Annotated in this window: 15 protein-coding genes; 2 read left to right on the top strand and 13 right to left on the bottom strand. The window is 33.1% G+C overall.

Features of this window, described 5'->3' with window-relative positions; translation table 11 throughout:
* Positions 1-16: 16 nt before the first annotated feature.
* The 3 genes from BC952_RS05745 to BC952_RS05735 all read right to left on the bottom strand — a co-directional run bounded on the left by BC952_RS05745 (position 17) and on the right by BC952_RS05735 (position 4399).
* The gene (locus BC952_RS05745) at positions 17-1789 is read right to left on the bottom strand and encodes a cytochrome-c peroxidase (RefSeq protein ID WP_121364618.1); all 1773 of its coding nucleotides are present in this window, start codon (positions 1787-1789) and stop codon (positions 17-19) included.
* Between the two features lie 93 nt (positions 1790-1882).
* The gene (locus BC952_RS05740) at positions 1883-3331 is read right to left on the bottom strand and encodes a PhoX family protein (RefSeq protein ID WP_121364617.1); all 1449 of its coding nucleotides are present in this window, start codon (positions 3329-3331) and stop codon (positions 1883-1885) included.
* A 192-nt stretch (positions 3332-3523) separates the two neighbouring features.
* Positions 3524-4399: a PPK2 family polyphosphate kinase gene (locus BC952_RS05735; RefSeq protein ID WP_121364616.1), complete on the bottom strand. Its 876-nt coding sequence runs from the start codon at positions 4397-4399 to the stop codon at positions 3524-3526.
* Positions 4400-4595: 196 nt separating this feature from the next.
* Here BC952_RS05735 and BC952_RS05730 point away from each other — a divergent pair, with 196 nt between their 5' ends.
* Positions 4596-5432, top strand: coding sequence for a DUF6929 family protein (locus BC952_RS05730; RefSeq protein WP_121364615.1), 837 nt, complete (start codon positions 4596-4598; stop codon positions 5430-5432).
* A 127-nt stretch (positions 5433-5559) separates the two neighbouring features.
* Positions 5560-6276, top strand: a complete 717-nt coding sequence (locus BC952_RS05725) for a 3-ketoacyl-ACP reductase (RefSeq protein ID WP_121364614.1) — start codon at positions 5560-5562, stop codon at positions 6274-6276.
* Between the two features lie 134 nt (positions 6277-6410).
* Here BC952_RS05725 and mtaB read toward each other — a convergent pair whose 3' ends face one another.
* The 10 genes from mtaB to BC952_RS05675 form a co-directional block, all read right to left on the bottom strand.
* The gene (gene mtaB, locus BC952_RS05720; protein ID WP_121364966.1) at positions 6411-7739 is read right to left on the bottom strand and encodes a tRNA (N(6)-L-threonylcarbamoyladenosine(37)-C(2))-methylthiotransferase MtaB; all 1329 of its coding nucleotides are present in this window, start codon (positions 7737-7739) and stop codon (positions 6411-6413) included.
* A gap of 188 nt (positions 7740-7927) precedes the next feature.
* Positions 7928-8680: a response regulator transcription factor gene (locus BC952_RS05715; protein WP_121364613.1), complete on the bottom strand. Its 753-nt coding sequence runs from the start codon at positions 8678-8680 to the stop codon at positions 7928-7930.
* On the bottom strand, positions 8673-10679 hold the full coding sequence (locus tag BC952_RS05710; RefSeq protein ID WP_121364612.1) for a tetratricopeptide repeat-containing sensor histidine kinase: 2007 nt from the start codon (positions 10677-10679) through the stop codon (positions 8673-8675). The genes BC952_RS05715 and BC952_RS05710 overlap by 8 nt, the downstream gene beginning before the upstream one ends.
* A gap of 142 nt (positions 10680-10821) precedes the next feature.
* Positions 10822-11481 carry a hypothetical protein gene (locus BC952_RS05705; protein ID WP_121364611.1) on the bottom strand — a complete coding sequence of 220 codons (660 nt, stop codon included), beginning with the start codon at positions 11479-11481 and terminating at the stop codon, positions 10822-10824.
* A 23-nt stretch (positions 11482-11504) separates the two neighbouring features.
* Positions 11505-12272, bottom strand: a complete 768-nt coding sequence (locus tag BC952_RS05700) for a hypothetical protein (protein WP_121364610.1) — start codon at positions 12270-12272, stop codon at positions 11505-11507.
* A gap of 943 nt (positions 12273-13215) precedes the next feature.
* The gene (locus BC952_RS05695; protein WP_121364609.1) at positions 13216-14013 is read right to left on the bottom strand and encodes a Cof-type HAD-IIB family hydrolase; all 798 of its coding nucleotides are present in this window, start codon (positions 14011-14013) and stop codon (positions 13216-13218) included.
* 24 nt (positions 14014-14037) lie between these two features.
* Positions 14038-14256 (bottom strand): DUF2007 domain-containing protein, encoded by a 219-nt coding sequence (locus tag BC952_RS05690; RefSeq protein WP_121364608.1) that lies wholly within the window; start codon positions 14254-14256, stop codon positions 14038-14040.
* A 16-nt stretch (positions 14257-14272) separates the two neighbouring features.
* Positions 14273-14995, bottom strand: a complete 723-nt coding sequence (locus BC952_RS05685) for a DEAD/DEAH box helicase (protein WP_121364607.1) — start codon at positions 14993-14995, stop codon at positions 14273-14275.
* Between the two features lie 95 nt (positions 14996-15090).
* A complete protein-coding gene (locus tag BC952_RS05680; protein ID WP_113665305.1) occupies positions 15091-16254 on the bottom strand; it encodes a sigma-54-dependent transcriptional regulator in 1164 nt (387 codons plus the stop codon).
* 198 nt (positions 16255-16452) lie between these two features.
* Entirely contained in the window at positions 16453-17769 is a 1317-nt protein-coding gene (locus BC952_RS05675) for an ABC transporter permease (protein WP_121364606.1), read from the bottom strand.
* Positions 17770-17851: the final 82 nt, after the last annotated feature.

Genomic DNA, 17851 nt, shown 5'->3' with positions numbered 1-17851 from the left:
CATTTTTTGTTTACTATCAATAGTACTTTTTATCCGTCAATGTTTTCATAAAGGCGATAAGCTGTTTTTTTTCTAATTCTGTAAGATTCAATTTGTCTTCTGGTAACGTTTGATTTTGTAAATTAAACCCCAATCCGTTTCCACCGCCGTCATTGTAAAAATCAATTACTTCTTCCAGTGTTTTAAAAACACCATTGTGCATGTAAGGTGCCGTCAATTCTACATTTCTTATCGTAGGTGTTTTGAAAGAATTTCGATGAATTTCAGCTTTCGTTAATTCAAATTTTCCCAAATCAGCATCTAATTTTTTATGCTTATCAGGAACGCCTAATACTTCACTTTCTGATTTTATAAAACTTGGAGGTACAGTCCCGTTTGTTAATGGAATAAAATGACAAGTAGCACATTTTGCTTTTCCGGTATATAAATTAAAACCTGCAATTTCATCTAAATCAAATTTTTCCTCTCCCCGCATAAATCCATCAAACTTTGAATCATAAGTACTCAATGATCTTATATAGGATGCCAATGCGTTCTTTATCCCAAATTCATCTATTTCGGTTTTAGGAAATGCCTTTTCGAACTTGGCAACATAACTTACTTCTTTTTTCAAAGCAACTACTGATTTTGCAAAAGAACCATGCATTTCATTTTCATTTGTAATTACCGCTACAGCTTGGTCCTCCAGATAATTGACTCTGGAGTCATAAAAGAAAGTACGCTGAAATGCAATATGAGTAAGCGTAGGAGTATTTCTTTTTACCAAAGACCTACCGTCTAATGAAATTGATTTCTCCAAACCATCCGTAAATGCTTTATCTGAATGGTGACAGGAAGCACACGAACGAGAATTATCTCCTGATAAAACAGGATCATTAAACAATAATTTCCCCAATTCTATTTTTTCAGGCGTTGTTTCATAATCTGGAAATGCAGAGAAAGCTTCGGCATCAAAAGCGTTTTTATCAAAAAGTGTCTGTGCAGTTGTTTTCAGTCCTCTTGTTTCTTTTATAAAAGGAATTTTCAAGCTGACTTGCGTTTTATGCAAACCGATACTTAACGGATTGGCGATCTCTCGAATAAAAAAAGCGCGGTCAAATGCATTAAAATCGGTATTCATTTTTAAATATTCCTTACCTTTTTTAATCGTTTTTAAAACCTTCTGAAAAGATTCGTCGGTTGAATTATCCGCATAGATTTTATAATATTTCTCGATGCTTTCTAATACTGATGCTGCTTCCGGAATAGATTTTTGAGCAATTTGGGAATCAAATCCGGTTATTCCCAAGGTTATGATTCTAAAAACTTCCAAACGCATGGCATCAAAAACGTGGGAATCTGTGAATTCATTTGTTTGTGACACTTTGTCCAAACGCTTTAAATTTGCCGATAAAATACCCATTTCTTTCAACAACTCCGCTTTTGACTTTGGATTATAAGTTGGAAAAATAAATTCTTCAATCACTTGAAATCCTTCGGGAGGCAAAGTCTTTCCATCATTTTCTTCAAATTCTGCCAAGGCTGGACCATTTATAGCTTTAGAGACAGCAGGAAAATAATATTCACTGATCGTTTCCAATTGTTTATAACTGCTGTGTGCCTTTAGAAATTGTTTCTGGAGCTGCACTGTTGAAGTATTCAGTTGTATTAAATTTTCCAATTTAGATACTTCATCAATTACTTTTAGAATATCTGATTTGAATATATTATTTACCATTTCATGCTTAGGAATAGCATTTTGGCAAGAGACCAATAAAATTAGAACCAATAAAATGAAACTGTTTTTCATGATAAATGCGAGTAACTTTAAAAAATTGTAAAAACAAAAACCACGATTCCTAATAAGAAACCGTGGATAATTGTATCTATATGATTGGGTTAATTATCGTGCTAATCCTTTGATTAAAACGATTTGACTTGCCTGATCTTCATTTGGACGATTTGTTCCTCCATCTACTCCTTTGTATTTTGTCCCTCTCCAAGTATGAGGCTGAACACTTAATAAAAAGGTATCATCAATCCCCAATTGTTCTGAAACATCAATCATGGCTCCGTATTCCCAATCTCCAAATTTACTTGTTCCGCCTACATTATATTTAGTGGCATCAGTAGCCGAACGACGGTGGTCTAACTCAACAACCACTTTCAATTGTTTTGTCGCCATGTTGTATTGATAGATGTAAGCGTCATGCGTTTCATCACCATATCCATTTGCATCTTCCTGAACATAAACGTAGTTTTTTGTCACACAGATATTATCTGGATTTTGAAATTTCCCAGCAATTCCGGTACGATCATCGCCATCAAGAATTACTTCAAGAGTACCAACCAAAGGATTACTTGCATCCAAATTCAATTTGTAAACTCTACCATATTTCGTTCTTGAAGCATCCGCATTGGATCCGGTTGTATTTTGTCCTGTAACATTAAAATAGATTTCTCTTGCTCCGGCATCTGTACCTTTTTTATAATCCAAATCCTCTACTCTTCCAAATTTGATTCCTTTCAATGTATTCACAGAGGCATTTATAGCCGCTCCTGTCATTGTAGTATGGTTCTCAATTTTTACAAAAGAAACACCGTACGTTTGATTGACAACCATATCTTTCTCTCTCTGATTATCATCCGTTCTTTTCATCATGTACAAAGAACCATTCGCTAAATCACCAACAGTGTTTGAAACATACATAAACACTTGACCGCCATACGTTCCTGAATCATCATCTCCAATGACAACTACCGTTTTTCCTGCAAATGCAGACGCTTTTAATGGTAAAGCATTTTCAGCACTTATTCTTCCTAAAGCAGGTAATTCTTTTGAAACCGAAGCAGATGCAACATCTCCAAAAGGATTTATGGCATGAGTACGCGATTCTTCACCAGATTCTCCACAAGTCAAATACAATGGGCCAAAACCGTGTTCAGCAACCGTAGCCATTGTAGCGCCACATAACCTCCAAGTTCCACCATTAGAATTCAATAAATATTCTCCTTTTGTAGGTTTGAATGTTTTGTCAAAAGTTACTCTTGATACCGCAAAATTGTCTTCGTGATTTACCAAAAAAGTAAAAGTACCATCAGCATTTTTCAATAATCCTGATCCATCCGCAGAACCTCCAAAAACAAAATTCGGACTTCCTGCCAAAACATCATCAGAAGCAATCAATGAAAAAAGCTCAAGGTTTTCAAAGCCCGTTTGCTTTTTCAATAACACCGGAGTCGCAGATTGATTCGCTAAAACAACACTCGTTGTTTCATTCGAAGATTTAGAATCATTCTCACATGAGATTAATGATACTAAAAATAACATTGGTAAAATAATTCTTTTCATTTTGATTGATTGTTTAAATTTTCAGCAAAGTAATACTGTGAATTTTAACCCTGAATGAATAGAATATTAAGAAAAAACCAACAATTTAGTTGGTTTTCAATTCAAAAAAACAATTAATTAACGTACTAACTTTTTAGTAATTACAGAATAAATATAGCTTAACACAGAATGCAATAGCAATTTAATCTAATCTTATTTCTTCAACATGTCTTTATACATTTGGATATTCTCCCTAACTTTCTCATCCATTTCAGGCTCTTTAATATCCGTGTGTTTTTGCATTTCTTCCCAAATAATTTTGCCAACAATATATCTGGCCATTTCCTTGTCATCAGCAGGAATGACATACCAAGGTGCATATTCTGAACTTGTTTTGCTAATTGCTTCCTCGTAATAATGCATATAATCATCCCAACGATCCCTTTCTTTCAAATCGCCTGTCGAGAATTTCCAATTGTGTTCTCGTTCTTCCAGTCGGCGTAACAAGCGCTGTCTTTGCTCCTCTTTGCTCATGTGCAAATAGAATTTCATCATAATAGTCCCGTTTTGGGTAATGTGCTTCTCAAAATTATTGATTTGCTCCATCCTATTTTCCCAGAACTGAGGCGTAATATCAGCTACAGTTTCAATTCCAGGCAAATTTTCATTCATAATATATTCAGGATGCACTCTTGTGACCAAAACATTTTCATAATGCGATCGGTTAAAAACCGTAAACTTTCCTTTTTCAGGCAAAACCAAATAATGTCTCCACAAATAATCGTGTTCGAGCTCACTTGCATTAGGCGTTTTAAAACTGTGGACCACAACACCACGGGAATTAAACTCCTGAAAAACTTCCCGAATCAAACTATCCTTGCCCGAGGTATCCATTCCTTGCAGACAAATTAAAACGCCATAGCGATTGTGCGCATACATCACATCCTGTATTTCGCTCAATTTCACTTGCACTTTATCTAATTTTTCTTCCTTTTCATCATCGCTATGACCATTAAATAGGTTGGTAGGAATACTGGACAAATCAATTTTGCCAATTACTTTAAAATCGTCGGGGTTTATAGACTTCATAAGAAATATTTTATCTTTGTAAACTCAAATATAACAAATAATGAGGATTAATCCTGATGAATTTCAGGAGCATTTTCCAGCTATTCGTTGCAATCTTTCTAGTCCTGAACTTGTTTCAGAATCCTGAAACAAGTTCAGGACTAGAAAGGATTTTCACTACTATCTGGGCTAGGCACTCGTTTACAAATCAAATACAATGGAAAAATTCACACTCGAATTATTATTTCAAATCATCGGCATTGGTTCCGCATCAGGACTTATTTACAAAGACAATTCCCTATTGATTATTGGTGACAACAGCGGTTTTCTTTACGAATATCACATGGGTTCCAAAGATTTAAAACGCCATCCGTTATTGGAAAACCCCACCGAAAACACGCTCAAAAAAGACAAAGCTGATTTTGAAGCCATAACCCATTTTGGGGACAGCTTGTATGTTTTTGGCTCCGGTTCCACCGAGAAAAGGAACCGAATGATACAAGTCAATTTCACTGATAAAAAGATAATCGCCACAAATGACCTCACCGATTTGTATGCAGTCATGCAAAATTTTGGAGCAATAAAATCCGAAGATTTCAACCTCGAAGGCGCCATCTTTAATGGTGTAAGTTGGTTTTTGTTGAATCGCGGGAACGGAAGTTCCGATAAAAATGTCCTTTTCACCATCGAAGGAAAAAACCTTTCCAATGATTTCAGTATTCTTTCAAACGACTACAAACTCCCTAAAATAAAAGGAGTGCGCAGTAGTTTTACGGATGCTATTTTAGTCGATAACAGCATTTATTTTTTGGCTACAGCCGAAGATACCGAATCTACGTATGATGATGGCGAAGTTTTAGGAAGTCTTATAGGGAGCATCAACCTGAAAACCATGAAGATTGATTTCACTCAAAAAATTAGCAGCACCCATAAATTCGAAGGATTAACTTTATACGCCAATTCAAAAGAAAAAATCGAGTTCCTACTTTGTGAAGACAAGGACACAGAAATCTTGGAAACAGATATTTACAAATTGACTTTAGACAAAAAATAATTTACATTTCAGTCAAAATAACAGAACGTTAAATTTAAATTAAATAGAAAATCAAAATAGATTTCAACTGCAAAACGTACTACTTTTACAGTAAACTAAGCCTTTATTGGCTCAAATAATATACAAAATGACAGATTTAAAAAATAAAAATGCCCTAATCACCGGCGCAGGAAAAGGAATTGGAAAAGCAATCGCTTTGGCATTAGCCAAAGAAGGTGTAAATGTAATTTTAGTAGCACGTACGCAAGAAGAGATAGACAGTGTAGCGGCAAAAGTGCGTTCTTTGAGAGTAAAAGCACTGGCAATAACCGCTGATGTTGCTGATATCAATTCAGTAAACGCTGCCGTAGACAAAGCACTGGCTGAATTTGGAACCATTGATATTTTAATCAATAATGCCGGAATAGCTGCTTTTGGAAAATTCTTAGAATTAGAACCGACCGATTGGGAACGCATCATTCAGGTAAACTTAATGGGAACGTATTATGTAACCCGTGCTGTTTTGCCAAATATGATCGAAAGACAAACAGGTGATATCATCAACATTTCTTCAACAGCCGGATTAAGCGGAAATGCGTTAACGAGTGCTTACAGTGCTTCAAAATTTGCTGTTTTAGGATTAACGGAATCATTGATGCAGGAAGTTCGTAAACATAATATTCGCGTGACGGCATTAACGCCAAGCACTGTTGCGACTGACATGGCCAAAGAATTAAAATTGACTGACGGCAATCCAGAAACCGTAATGCAGGCAGAAGACATGGCCGAATTAATCATCGCACAGCTGAAACTAAACCGACGCGTTTTCATCAAAAACAGTAGTATTTGGTCTACGAATCCGTAGAAATTTTCAAACTTATAAGTCATATAAGTTTTTAAACCATTAAGGGATTAAGAAAATTAAGCGTAAAGCTTAATGAACTTAATCCCTTAATGGTTTTTAATCTTTTGCTTATATGACTTATATGTTTAAAAAAATTACACCAAAGCCGTAATAAAATCCATTCGTACACTTCCGTCTTCATCAATTTTCGTCAAATTAATATCATGCAACGTATTGACTAATTCTGGATTCCAGGGTGTTTTCACTTTCACATAATTTTCAGTAAATCCGTGAATGTATCCTTCTTTATTTTCACTTTCGAACAAAACAGTTCTATTACTACCCAATTGGCTTTCGTAAAAAGCACGACGTTTTTTCACTGATAATCCTCTTAACATTTTGCTACGTTTTGCTCGAACATTAGAAGGAACAACTCCTTCCATTGCAGCGGCTTCGGTGTTATCTCGTTCTGAATATGTGAACACGTGTAAATACGAAATATTCATTTCATTCAAGAAATGGTAGGTTTCCAGAAAATGTTCATCTGTTTCACCAGGAAAACCAACAATCACATCAACGCCAATACAAGCATGCGGAATCACTTCGCGAATTTTATTTACTCTTTCGGTATAGACTTCGCGTTGGTAACGGCGTTTCATCAACTTTAGAATGACATTGCTCCCTGATTGCAGCGGAATGTGAAAATGCGGAACAAAAGTTCTACTTTTAGATACAAATTCTATCGTTTCATTTTTCAATAAATTGGGTTCAATAGACGAAATTCGTAATCTTTCGATTCCTTCTACTTTGTCTAATTCCTGAACTAATTCTAAGAAGGTATGCTCGTGTTTTTTATTTCCAAATTCTCCTTTTCCGTAATCGCCAATATTTACACCAGTAAGAACAATTTCCTTGATATTTTGTTTCGAAATTTCTGAAGCGTTTTTCAGTACATTTTCCAGTTCATCACTTCTCGAAATTCCTCTTGCTAATGGAATTGTGCAATACGTACATTTGTAATCACAACCATCTTGTACTTTCAAGAACGCGCGGGTTCTGTCACCTATTGAGTAACTTCCCACATAAAAATCAGCTTCGGCAATTTCACACGAATGTACTTCGCCAAAATCATTTTTAGACAAATCATTGATATAATCTGCCAATTTAAATTTTTCAGTTGCACCAAGAACTAAATCAACTCCATCAACGCTTGCTAATTCTTCCGGCTTCAATTGCGCATAACAACCCACGGCCGCAACAAAGGCTTTGTCATTCAATTTCATTGCTTTTCGAACCACTTGCTTGAACTGCTTATCTGCATTTTCAGTAACGGAACACGTATTAATTACGTACATATCAGCAACTTCTTCAAAATCAACGCGGTCAAATCCTTCGTCTTGAAGATTCCTCGCAATGGTTGATGTTTCTGAAAAATTCAGTTTACAACCCAGCGTATAAAAGGCAACTTTTTTTCTATTTTTCATAAGATCGTCTCCATTAATGAAATCGTTGTCAAAAAATGGAGAATGCAAATTTACGAACTAATATCTATTAATGATAAAATCTTTTACAATAGAGTTTAATCTACTTCTTGTCTAAGTTCAATAACAATTTTAGCGTCTTTAAAAATTACATGAATCCCACACGATTTTGTCATATCCAGCTTGCAGTTCTAATTCGTACTCTTGAGTTGTTGCTTTCTTCTGTAATTTTCTGGTGTATCATTGGTAATTTTTTTAAAAGCTTGATAAAAATTACTATTACTTTCAAAACCCAACTCAAATACAATTTCATTGATTGGAACCACAGTATCTTCAAGTAATGATTTTGCTTTATTTATTTTTCTAGAAAGTATGTATTGATAGGGCGTTGTTTTTAGATATTTTGAAAATAGCCGTATAAAATGATCCATCTTCCACTCTGTTAAAGTTGCCAGTTCGTGGATTTCAATTTTCTTGTCTAAATGATTGTTAATGTAATCTACAACTTTTCTTATTCTTAGTGGTACAGGATCGTTTTCGTTTTCGTTATTGCGAAGTGCATCTATTTTTTTATGATAATAATTATTTAAAACCACCGAAACTGTGGCTTTTAAATCATCATCCTTAAAAGGTTTTACAATATAACCGTTTGGTCTAGTAGCATTTACTTGGTCTAAAGTACTTTTATCTGCATACGATGTTATATAAATATAGGGCATGGTATCCTTTTGTAACAAGTATTGTCCTAAATGAGTACCGTCTTTGTTTTTGTTCAAATTAATATCAATCAAAACAAGCATGGGTTGGTGCTCTTCTATGTATAAGATCGCTTGTTCTACAGATGTTACATCGATGATTACTTCAAATCCTAACTTTTCTAGCGTGCCTTGCATATCTAGCGCGATAAGTAGCTCATCTTCTACAATTAGTATTTTATTATTCATTTGTATTTTTTATAGTTTTAAATTGTATGGTGAATTGGGTACCAGAATCCTTTTTAATTTGCATTTGGCCGTTGATTTGTGAAACGAGCAACTTAACAATTTTTAAACCTATACTCTGTCCGTTTTCGGCAATAGCATCTATACCTATACCATTATCAGTAATTTCTAAATGATGTAAATCTTGTTCTTTAAATAATATAATTTTTATTATCCCTTGGTCTTTACCTATGAATGCATGTTTAAAAGCATTAATAACAAGCTCATTTATAATTAGCCCAAGCGGAATAGCAGTTTCTATATTAAAATGAGAATTATTTATTTGAGTTTCTAGTTTTATATTGCTTTGATTTGAAAAAGAACCTCTAATAGAACTGCTCAGTCTGTTTACATATTCTTCAAAATTTACATAGTTTATATTTTCTGATTCATACAAGTATTCATGAATTAAGGCCATAGAAAGTATCCTGTTTTCGCTTACTTCAATAAAGTTTTCTATTGATAATTCCTTACTGTCTCGTACTTGTATTTTAAGCAAACTAATCACGAGTTGCATATTGTTCTTGACACGGTGGTGTATCTCTTTGAGTAAGGTTTCTTTTTCTAGTAATGATTTTTTAACTAACGATTTTTCATCTTCTATGATTTGGTTTTTTAATTTTATGGTATTGTAGTTTTTAATATAGGCAAGCACAAATACTAATGCTATAAATAAGGCGATGGAAATATAAATTATGTAATCCGTTTTTGTGTTAATTTCTACTTGTTTCTTAAGTTGTGCAATTTGTAAATTTTTTATTTTATTATCTTTTTCGGTAACATCAAGATCTATCTCCAGTTGATGTAGTTTATTGTTATTGAAATTAGTATTATTTATTTGGTTTATTTTACCTATTTTTTTATTGAAAAACAAAGCTTTTTCAAAGTCTCCTAACTTTTCTTCTACTCCTACTTTAATCTCATAAATTTCTATTTTTAGCTCAAAATAATCATCTTCTTTTAAAAAATTCAATGATTCATTTATATATTTTTCTGCCGTTTGTATATCATTAAGTGCTAAGCAAATTTTAGCTTTATCCTTTTTACATTCTAGCTCGTTAATTCTCGTTTTAAATCCTAATTTTAATCTTTTATCTATGTATTTATTTGCTAGATAATAGTTTTTCATTTTATAATAGCAATTAGATAAAAAAGAAATATTAAGTAAATCGAATGTTTTATCGCTGCTTTTTTCATAATCAAGCGCTATTACAAGTGCTTCATTATAACGTTGCATACAATATAAAATTTTTGCTTTGTTTATTTTATAAATAGAATTGGCTTTAAAATTTTTAATTGCCAGATCATTGTATTCTAATGCTCTTTTATAATTTTTTGTTGAAGTATAAATACGACTTATGATATAATATATTTTCGCTTTATTCAGACTGTTTTTTTCTAGTACTAATGCTTTTTTTGCATATTTCAAAGCTTTGATATAATCACTTATACCATTGTACAAGTCGCAAAAACCATAATAAACAACAGCAATATGCTTGCTTTTTTTTCTTAAAGCTATACTCAGTGTATTTTGTAAAAGTATTTCTGATTTATCTATTAAATTATTTTTACAAAGAATAATGGCATAATCTACACTGTTTAAAATATAATTGTCCCAATCCTTATAATCATAAAACAATTTATTTGCTTTTTCTGCATAAATAACGGCCTGCTGATAATCTGACTTTTTAAGCAAATCGGCTATATTACTATAATAATGACCAAACTCTTTAGTCGCATTAGCTTTTTTTAAAATTTCTAATAGCTTTTCATTACAAGTGTTGAGCTTAGTACTATTACTATTTTTATAAATACTACAAAGTGCTACATAATGATTTATTTTATCTTTATCATTAAATTCATTATTAATTAAAAAATACAAGCTGTCTTCACTTTTTTGATACTCGTTTTGTGAGAAAACAGTAAAATTGAACAGTACCAATAAAAAAAACAGTTGTCTCATTGAAGTAATTTTAAACCCAAAATACAAAAATACGATTATTTTAATAGCGCAAAACCGTCTCTAAACTGAGACGGCTTTAACTGTTTATTAATTTAATTATTTACATCACAAATTTAAAATTTGATTATCTAGAGATACTAATTTAAATACACACTAACAAAGCAGCTACCGCACCAGTATAACAAGCTCCAGTTACAAGTAGTTGTGTTAAAAAATCAAATCCAGCCATACTCCAACAACCCTCTAGTACAGGAGCTGCCTCAGCGGCTACAATACCAGTAGCCATACCCTCACTTGCAATTTCTTCAACTGCTGCGCCAGATACTGCTGCTACAAAACATCCAGCAGCTTTAAGTGTTTTCCATGAACTTACAAGAAGCGATCCCACATCACCTGTACATTTGGCAGCCCCATACAAAAATCCTGATGTACAAGTCATTACTCTTGCTCCTGATGCAGCTGCTAAACCATTAGCTCCAATTGTATACATAATTTTTTGTTGCTCTTCAATATTCATACCTGCATAAGCAGGATATTTTTGATTTATATTCAATCGGTATTGTTCGTTTTGTAATTTAAGTGCATTTATTTTAATTTGTTGTTCATCGGTTAATTTTACAGAACCTTGCGATGCAAAATAATTTATAATAACCGTTCTTGATGAATTTTCGAACAAAGAAATAACATCTTCATCAACTGACATGTGAGCAATAAGCTCTTTGTTACCATAATTTACTGTAGCAGCACTTGCTTGGAATACAAATAAAAATAGCACACCTAATAACAATTTAATATTTTTCATAATATAATATTTTTTAATTTAGTTTATTTGAAGGAATCAGCCACGTTTGTACCATTTTGAAATTTAAAAGTCCCCGCATAAAGACGCTTATCAGAATATTTGGCAACCGTTACAGATTTTGATTCACCGCTATAATTTTTGCCAGCGTAAGCAGTAAAAGTTTTACTTGTTGAACTGTGATTAATAACATGTATTTGATAAGTATTTGTAGAAGTTGTTGGATACGAAAACATACCAGTAAGTACAACATTAAAAGAGAAAGAACCATCAGGTACCTGTACTCCTTTGACGTGTCTCATAGACTCAAAAGCTACACTTGTATCAGGAACATCACGACGAGCAAAGTGAAACACTTGATCAAAATTCGTTCCTACACCGTACTCGTAGTAAAAAACAAGTCTGCCAGAATGACTCGGTAAAGCAGGTATAAGTTCAGTAGCTGCAACTCTAGCACTTGATTTTTCAATTGTACTTTCATTTAATCTTGAAGCAAATTCAAGATCAATTTTTTTATACTTTTCAAATTCTGAAGGGGTTGTTGAAATAACTATTTTATTTTTAGAATAATCATAATGGATATTCCAAGCATCTTTAGCAGCTATCTTCACTGCATTAATATCGTTTGTAACAGAGCCATTAATTACATAATGCGTTCCATTTTCTATAGGTAAACCATCAGTTTCAATAGTAGCATTTTGTTCAACTTCTGGCATAGTATCTGTTGCTGTACACGACACTAAAAGTCCTGCTATCAATACCACTGCAATGTGTTTTAATTTAAAAATTTTCATAATATTAAAATTATTTTTATCCTACTCTATTATGGTTTTTCGGATTACACCATTTTGTTGATTTGTTTGCTAGTATTTATAGTAAATTAAAACTAGCGATGGGTTGGGGTGGTTTTTTTCGTGGTTTTGACATAGGATGTTTTTAGGATTAAAGGATTGTTTTTACAATTTTTTAAAAAATTAATTATCATTATTTATTGGTATTATATCGAACATCAATTCAAAAAAAGACTAAACTAAATCATTACGGTCTATTTAATTTTATGTCAATACGCTATACATTTCATATCTTAAAAGTTAAAATTGTACTAATAAAAAAGTGTTACTGTTAATATTAAGTCAAAATTAATCCAATAAAAAAAAGCATCAGTAGCGATAATCGATCTAAATTCTTGATTATCGACTTTTTGTTTTGTTTTTTTTTAACAATTATTAATTATCATATAATAAATAAATACTTGCAATAGCGTTTAAATGCATTTCAATAAAAAAGACCACATTTAGTGGTCTTTTTACCTTGATTTTTAAAAATAATTTAGAATTTCATCTTAATTTGAACTAAAAACTAAATGCACCTCATCATTATTATAAAAAGACACAAGTATGCCACGAAATCATTAAGTTTAGTTATTTATTTATGAGTACGATTTACAAATCCGAGGTTTTGGGAAAAGGACAAAAAGTTTGAAGAATCCCCGCACAGATGTCCTGAAAAGAATACGAGTATACATTGATTTTTGTAAAAGTTATAAATCGGCTATAATAAATCGTTTTGCTATTGCGTATAATCGTATCGACTATTAACTTACTTATTATAAATAACACAAGTATATGCAACTGGATTTCTTATAAAAAAGGAAAACCATTAAGAGATTAAGTGAATTAAGAACTGCTCCTTAACTACCTTAATCTCTTAATGGTTTAAATTATAGTTTAAAAAAAATTAATTCAAAATAAATCGTCTCACCACTTCGGCCACGCCATGATTATTATTTGACGCTACGATAAAATCTCCTTTATCTCTCAATTCAGGATCTACATTATCAACCCAAACGCCCAATCCAGCATATTCAATCATGGTTAAATCATTCCCTGCATTTCCTACAGCAATAATTTCACTTTGAAGAATATTTAATTTTTCGGCTAAAAATTTGATACTGGCACCTTTATCAATTCCATTTTGCGCTACTTCAAGAAAAAAAGGTTTTGACATGCTCACACTAAGATGCGGCATAGCTGCTTTCAAATCTTTCTCTACTTCTTTTAAATAACTTGGCTCTTCCAATAAAATACATTTCACAGCTGAAGATTGCACTTCTTCTTTAAAACTAATTACTTTATTGTGTTCCAAACCTGTGATATTTTTTTCGATTTCAATATATTCAGAATCCGTTTCACTAACAATTTTCCCATCAACATAAGTAATAATGTGTGTCTCACTTTTCAAACTGTAATCATACAATTCATGGATTTGTTCTTGGGTTAACGTTTGTTCAAAAATGATTTTATCTTCCTTCAAATCTGTAATAACAGCACCATTATACGATATCATATAGGAATTATCCAATTGTAATTCTTTAGCGTAAGCAATCATCGCTGGAGTTGGTCTTCCGGAAGCCAAAACGATATGAACACCCAATTCTCTTGCCTTAGATAACATCACTTTATTTTCGTTTGAAATGGTATGATTGTCGTTCAACAAAGTATCATCCATGTCCAAAACCAACATTTTATATTTCATTCTATTGCTTTTATTGTAAATGAATTAAATACTCATTCTGAATTCTTCAATAACAGGGTTTACTTTTGCAAACTCTGTTTCCTGAATAAACAATTCAACCGCTAAATCTGAATTTCCAAATCCTCCCAATCGAGCCGATTGTATATTATTTTTTACTACCACATTTACACCAATAGCTTCAATTTTTTCTTGTAACGCCATTGCTAAAATTTCACTTCCCGAAAACACTTTCATTAATCCCATTTCACTCTTTATTTAATTATTTAGTACCGTTTTCTTCATCACCTTCTAATTCCTCAAAATCCTCTTCTGCATCAGCCTCCAAGTTTTCTTCCTCTTCAAAATCTTCATCGTCTTCTTCCTCATCTTCTCCATCAAAATCAAATTCATAAGGTTCTTCTAACATTTTTTCAGCAAGAACTTCTATTCGTTCCGTGAATTGTTCCGAAAAAATAATACGTTGGGTTCTCACAATACTATTCGAAATACGCATGATTTTTGTCTCATGACGCAATTTCAAGATTGGATCAGCATCATCCAAAACAAACATTTTCAATCGGTTTACGTTAAATCCAGCCGTAGTAAACATTTCACTCAACTTATTTGGAGTCCCAATCAACACATCAATTCCGCTGGAAATATAATTTTTATCATATTCCATGTCGCCTTTATCATGAACACCGTAGACTTCCAAATTAGAATTCTTTCCGTATTTTTCAAAAAGTGATTCCATTTCCAATACTTTCGCTTTGTCTTCAACAATAATCAAAGCCCTTGGCGATTCTTCGGTTGCGCCTGCCAATCTCTGAATTACATTTAACACAATTGTCGTTGATTTACCGCTTCCTTTTGGCGCAATAATAATACAATCTGAACCACTTTTCAGTGTCGAAAATGTTTCTTTTTGCATCGCATTGGCTTCAGTCAAACCGTTTTCAATTAAGGCTTGTTGTAACTCTTCGTTTATTTTTTTTAGTTTCATTTTTTATGATTGAAAGATTAAAAATTAAAAGACTAAAAGATTAAAACTATTACCAAATCTTTAAATCATTAAATTTTTAAATCATTAAATTAATTTTATTTCGACGCAAATAACTTCACATCATTTTCGGAAATTTCGCTTCCGCCAAGGATTATCAAACGTTCCACTACATTTCGTAATTCACGGATGTTTCCCGTCCAATCGTATTCTTTCAACAAATTAATCGCTGCTGAAGAGAATTTTTTGACTGCATTCCCTTGCTCCGAAGCAATCTTGTCTGCAAAATGTGAAATCAACATTGGGATATCATCTCGTCTTTCATTCAAAGCCGGAACTTTTATCAAAATCACTGCCAAACGATGGTACAAATCTTCCCGGAAACGCCCTTCGGCAATTTCGACTTTCAAATCTTTATTGGTAGCTGCAACCACACGAACATCGACTTTGATGTCTTTGTCCGCTCCCACTCTGGTGATCATACTTTCCTGTAAAGCACGCAATACTTTGGCTTGCGCCGAAAGACTCATATCACCAATTTCATCTAAAAAAATAGTTCCTTTATCCGCAGCTTCAAATTTTCCTGCGCGATCTTTTACAGCCGAAGTAAACGCTCCTTTTACGTGACCGAATAATTCACTTTCTATCAATTCAGATGGAATCGCAGCACAGTTTACTTCAATTAAAGGGAAATTAGCGCGTTCGCTTTTCTCGTGTAATTGATGAGCAACCAATTCTTTACCGGTTCCGTTAGGTCCCGTGATTAACACTCTGGCTTCAGTTTGAGCTACTTTCTCAATCATCACTTTGATGTGATTGATAGCTTCGCTTTCGCCAATCATTTCGTAATTCTTGCTGACTTTTTTCTTCAGAATTTTATTCTCAACTACGAGTTGTTTTTTGTCTAAAGCATTGCGAACCGTATTCAATAATCGGTTTAAATCGGGTGGTTTTGAAATATAATCAAACGCTCCCAAACGCATTGTATTGATTGCCGTTTCCATATCGCCATGACCAGAAATCATTACCATAGGAATTTCGGGTTTGATTTTTTTGACTGCTTCTAATACCTCAACACCATCCATTTTTGGCATTTTGATATCACACAAAACCAAGTCGTAATCGTTATTCTTTATTTTTTCAAGACCTGCAACACCATCTTCGGCTTCTTCAACCTGATACGTGTCATTTTCTTCAGAGAGTATTTTTGTAAGTACTCTGCGAATTGCAGCTTCGTCCTCTATGATTAGTATTTTTGACATATTTTTATTTTTGTTTAGCTCGAAGGCACAAAATTTTTATTTCTAATAACAGACAACGTTTTCTGAAAACTGATGCCCTAGCCCCGATTAAAGTGAAAATCCTTTTTATTTTTATTTAAAAATAAAAAGATTGCAACGGAAAGCGGGAAATAGCTCTATAAATTAATTAAGTTTTAACAAAGCTGAACCGAGCTTTATTTAATATTTCAACCAGCGGTACATTTCGCTCCACGTTGGTTTTTTGCCATACATTAATATTCCTATTCGGTATATTTTTGCAGCAAACCAAACTACAAAAAAGAAGCTTCCAAATAATAATGTTACGGATATTGCGATTTGCCACAAAGGTACGCCAAACGGAATTCGCATTAGCATTACGATAGGAGAAGTCAGCGGAATCATTGAAAAAACAACTGCAACTGTGCCATGTGGATCATTGATAACCGTAAAAAATCCAACGTAAACGCTCAACATTAACGGCATGATGATAGGCAACAAAAATTGCTGAGAATCCGTTTGATTATCAACTGCGGCGCCTATTGCAGCGTAAAATGAACTGTACAGAAAATAGCCACCAATGAAGTAAATCACAAATCCAATCAAGATACTTGCAATGGGTAAATTCCATAATTCCTTAATATACATTTGGGCAGTTCCGGTCATTTCTTGCTGTGCAGTTTGCATCATTTCTGGTGAAATTCTTGCTGTTGGTCCAACATTCACTCCAAAAAATACGGAGGCTGCAAACATTAATGATAGTCCAATTATTGCCCAAATAAGGAATTGCAATAATCCTGCTAATGAAGTTCCTATGATTTTTCCCATCATCAATTGAAATGGTTTCACTGAGGAAATTATGATTTCTACAATTCGGCTGGTTTTTTCTTCAATGACACTTCGCATCACCATGTTTCCGTAAATGATTATAAACATCATAATAAGATACCCAAATGCGCCACCAATCCCGATTTTGATTTCGTTAAGTCCTTTGACACTTTCTTCACCAGATGATTTTGTCAAGCTGATATTCACTTTTGATTGGGCATTTTTTATTGCCAGCGTATCTAAATGTGCTTTTTCTAAATTATTTTTGGTCAGTTTACTTGCAATTATATCCTGAACATTTTCAATGAATGAAATACTGGGACTGCTGTTTGAAATAAATTGGATTTTACTCTCAAAATCCTTGTCATTACTCGCTTTTGGAATGAATAACAATCCTTCATAGCTTTCATTTGTGATACTGTCTCTGAGGAATTTTAAATCTATCAAAGACAAATCAAGGTATTTGTATTCCTCATTTTTATTGTTCTGCGATGTAAATTCCCTTACAAACATACCTGATTCGTCATGAATAGCAATTCGTTTTGTCTCCGCTTTCATGGAACTTAAATACGCCACAAATGATGCAATTGCTACAAACAGTAACGGACTTAAAAAAGTCATAACAATAAAAGATTTATTGCGCACCTTGGCTATAAACTCCCTTTTTATAATTAATGATACTATGGACATTTTAGATGGTTAGATGGTTAGACATTTTAGACTGTTAGATTATAAACCTTTAGATTTTCTAGAAATCTAAGAAGTCTAAGAA

Source organism: Flavobacterium limicola (assembly GCF_003634755.1).
GTDB lineage: Bacteria > Bacteroidota > Bacteroidia > Flavobacteriales > Flavobacteriaceae > Flavobacterium > Flavobacterium limicola.
The sequence above is the reverse complement of the archived record's forward strand: the minus strand, read 5'-3'. Positions and strand labels throughout refer to the sequence as shown.

Bases quoted from the DNA above. Each gene is read 5' to 3' on its own strand.
- BC952_RS05740 (WP_121364617.1), bottom strand. From the start codon at position 3,331: ATGAAAAGAATTATTTTACCAATGTTATTTTTAGTATCATTAATCTCA.
- BC952_RS05685 (WP_121364607.1), bottom strand. From the start codon at position 14,995: ATGAAACTAAAAAAAATAAACGAAGAGTTACAACAAGCCTTAATTGAA.
- BC952_RS05730 (WP_121364615.1), top strand. From the start codon at position 4,596: ATGGAAAAATTCACACTCGAATTATTATTTCAAATCATCGGCATTGGT.
- BC952_RS05680 (WP_113665305.1), bottom strand. From the start codon at position 16,254: ATGTCAAAAATACTAATCATAGAGGACGAAGCTGCAATTCGCAGAGTA.
- mtaB (WP_121364966.1), bottom strand. From the start codon at position 7,739: ATGAAAAATAGAAAAAAAGTTGCCTTTTATACGCTGGGTTGTAAACTG.
- BC952_RS05725 (WP_121364614.1), top strand. From the start codon at position 5,560: ATGACAGATTTAAAAAATAAAAATGCCCTAATCACCGGCGCAGGAAAA.
- BC952_RS05695 (WP_121364609.1), bottom strand. From the start codon at position 14,013: ATGAAATATAAAATGTTGGTTTTGGACATGGATGATACTTTGTTGAAC.
- BC952_RS05705 (WP_121364611.1), bottom strand. From the start codon at position 11,481: ATGAAAAATATTAAATTGTTATTAGGTGTGCTATTTTTATTTGTATTC.
- BC952_RS05690 (WP_121364608.1), bottom strand. From the start codon at position 14,256: ATGGGATTAATGAAAGTGTTTTCGGGAAGTGAAATTTTAGCAATGGCG.
- BC952_RS05675 (WP_121364606.1), bottom strand. From the start codon at position 17,769: ATGTCCATAGTATCATTAATTATAAAAAGGGAGTTTATAGCCAAGGTG.
- BC952_RS05735 (WP_121364616.1), bottom strand. From the start codon at position 4,399: ATGAAGTCTATAAACCCCGACGATTTTAAAGTAATTGGCAAAATTGAT.
- BC952_RS05745 (WP_121364618.1), bottom strand. From the start codon at position 1,789: ATGAAAAACAGTTTCATTTTATTGGTTCTAATTTTATTGGTCTCTTGC.
- BC952_RS05710 (WP_121364612.1), bottom strand. From the start codon at position 10,679: ATGAGACAACTGTTTTTTTTATTGGTACTGTTCAATTTTACTGTTTTC.
- BC952_RS05715 (WP_121364613.1), bottom strand. From the start codon at position 8,680: ATGAATAATAAAATACTAATTGTAGAAGATGAGCTACTTATCGCGCTA.
- BC952_RS05700 (WP_121364610.1), bottom strand. From the start codon at position 12,272: ATGAAAATTTTTAAATTAAAACACATTGCAGTGGTATTGATAGCAGGA.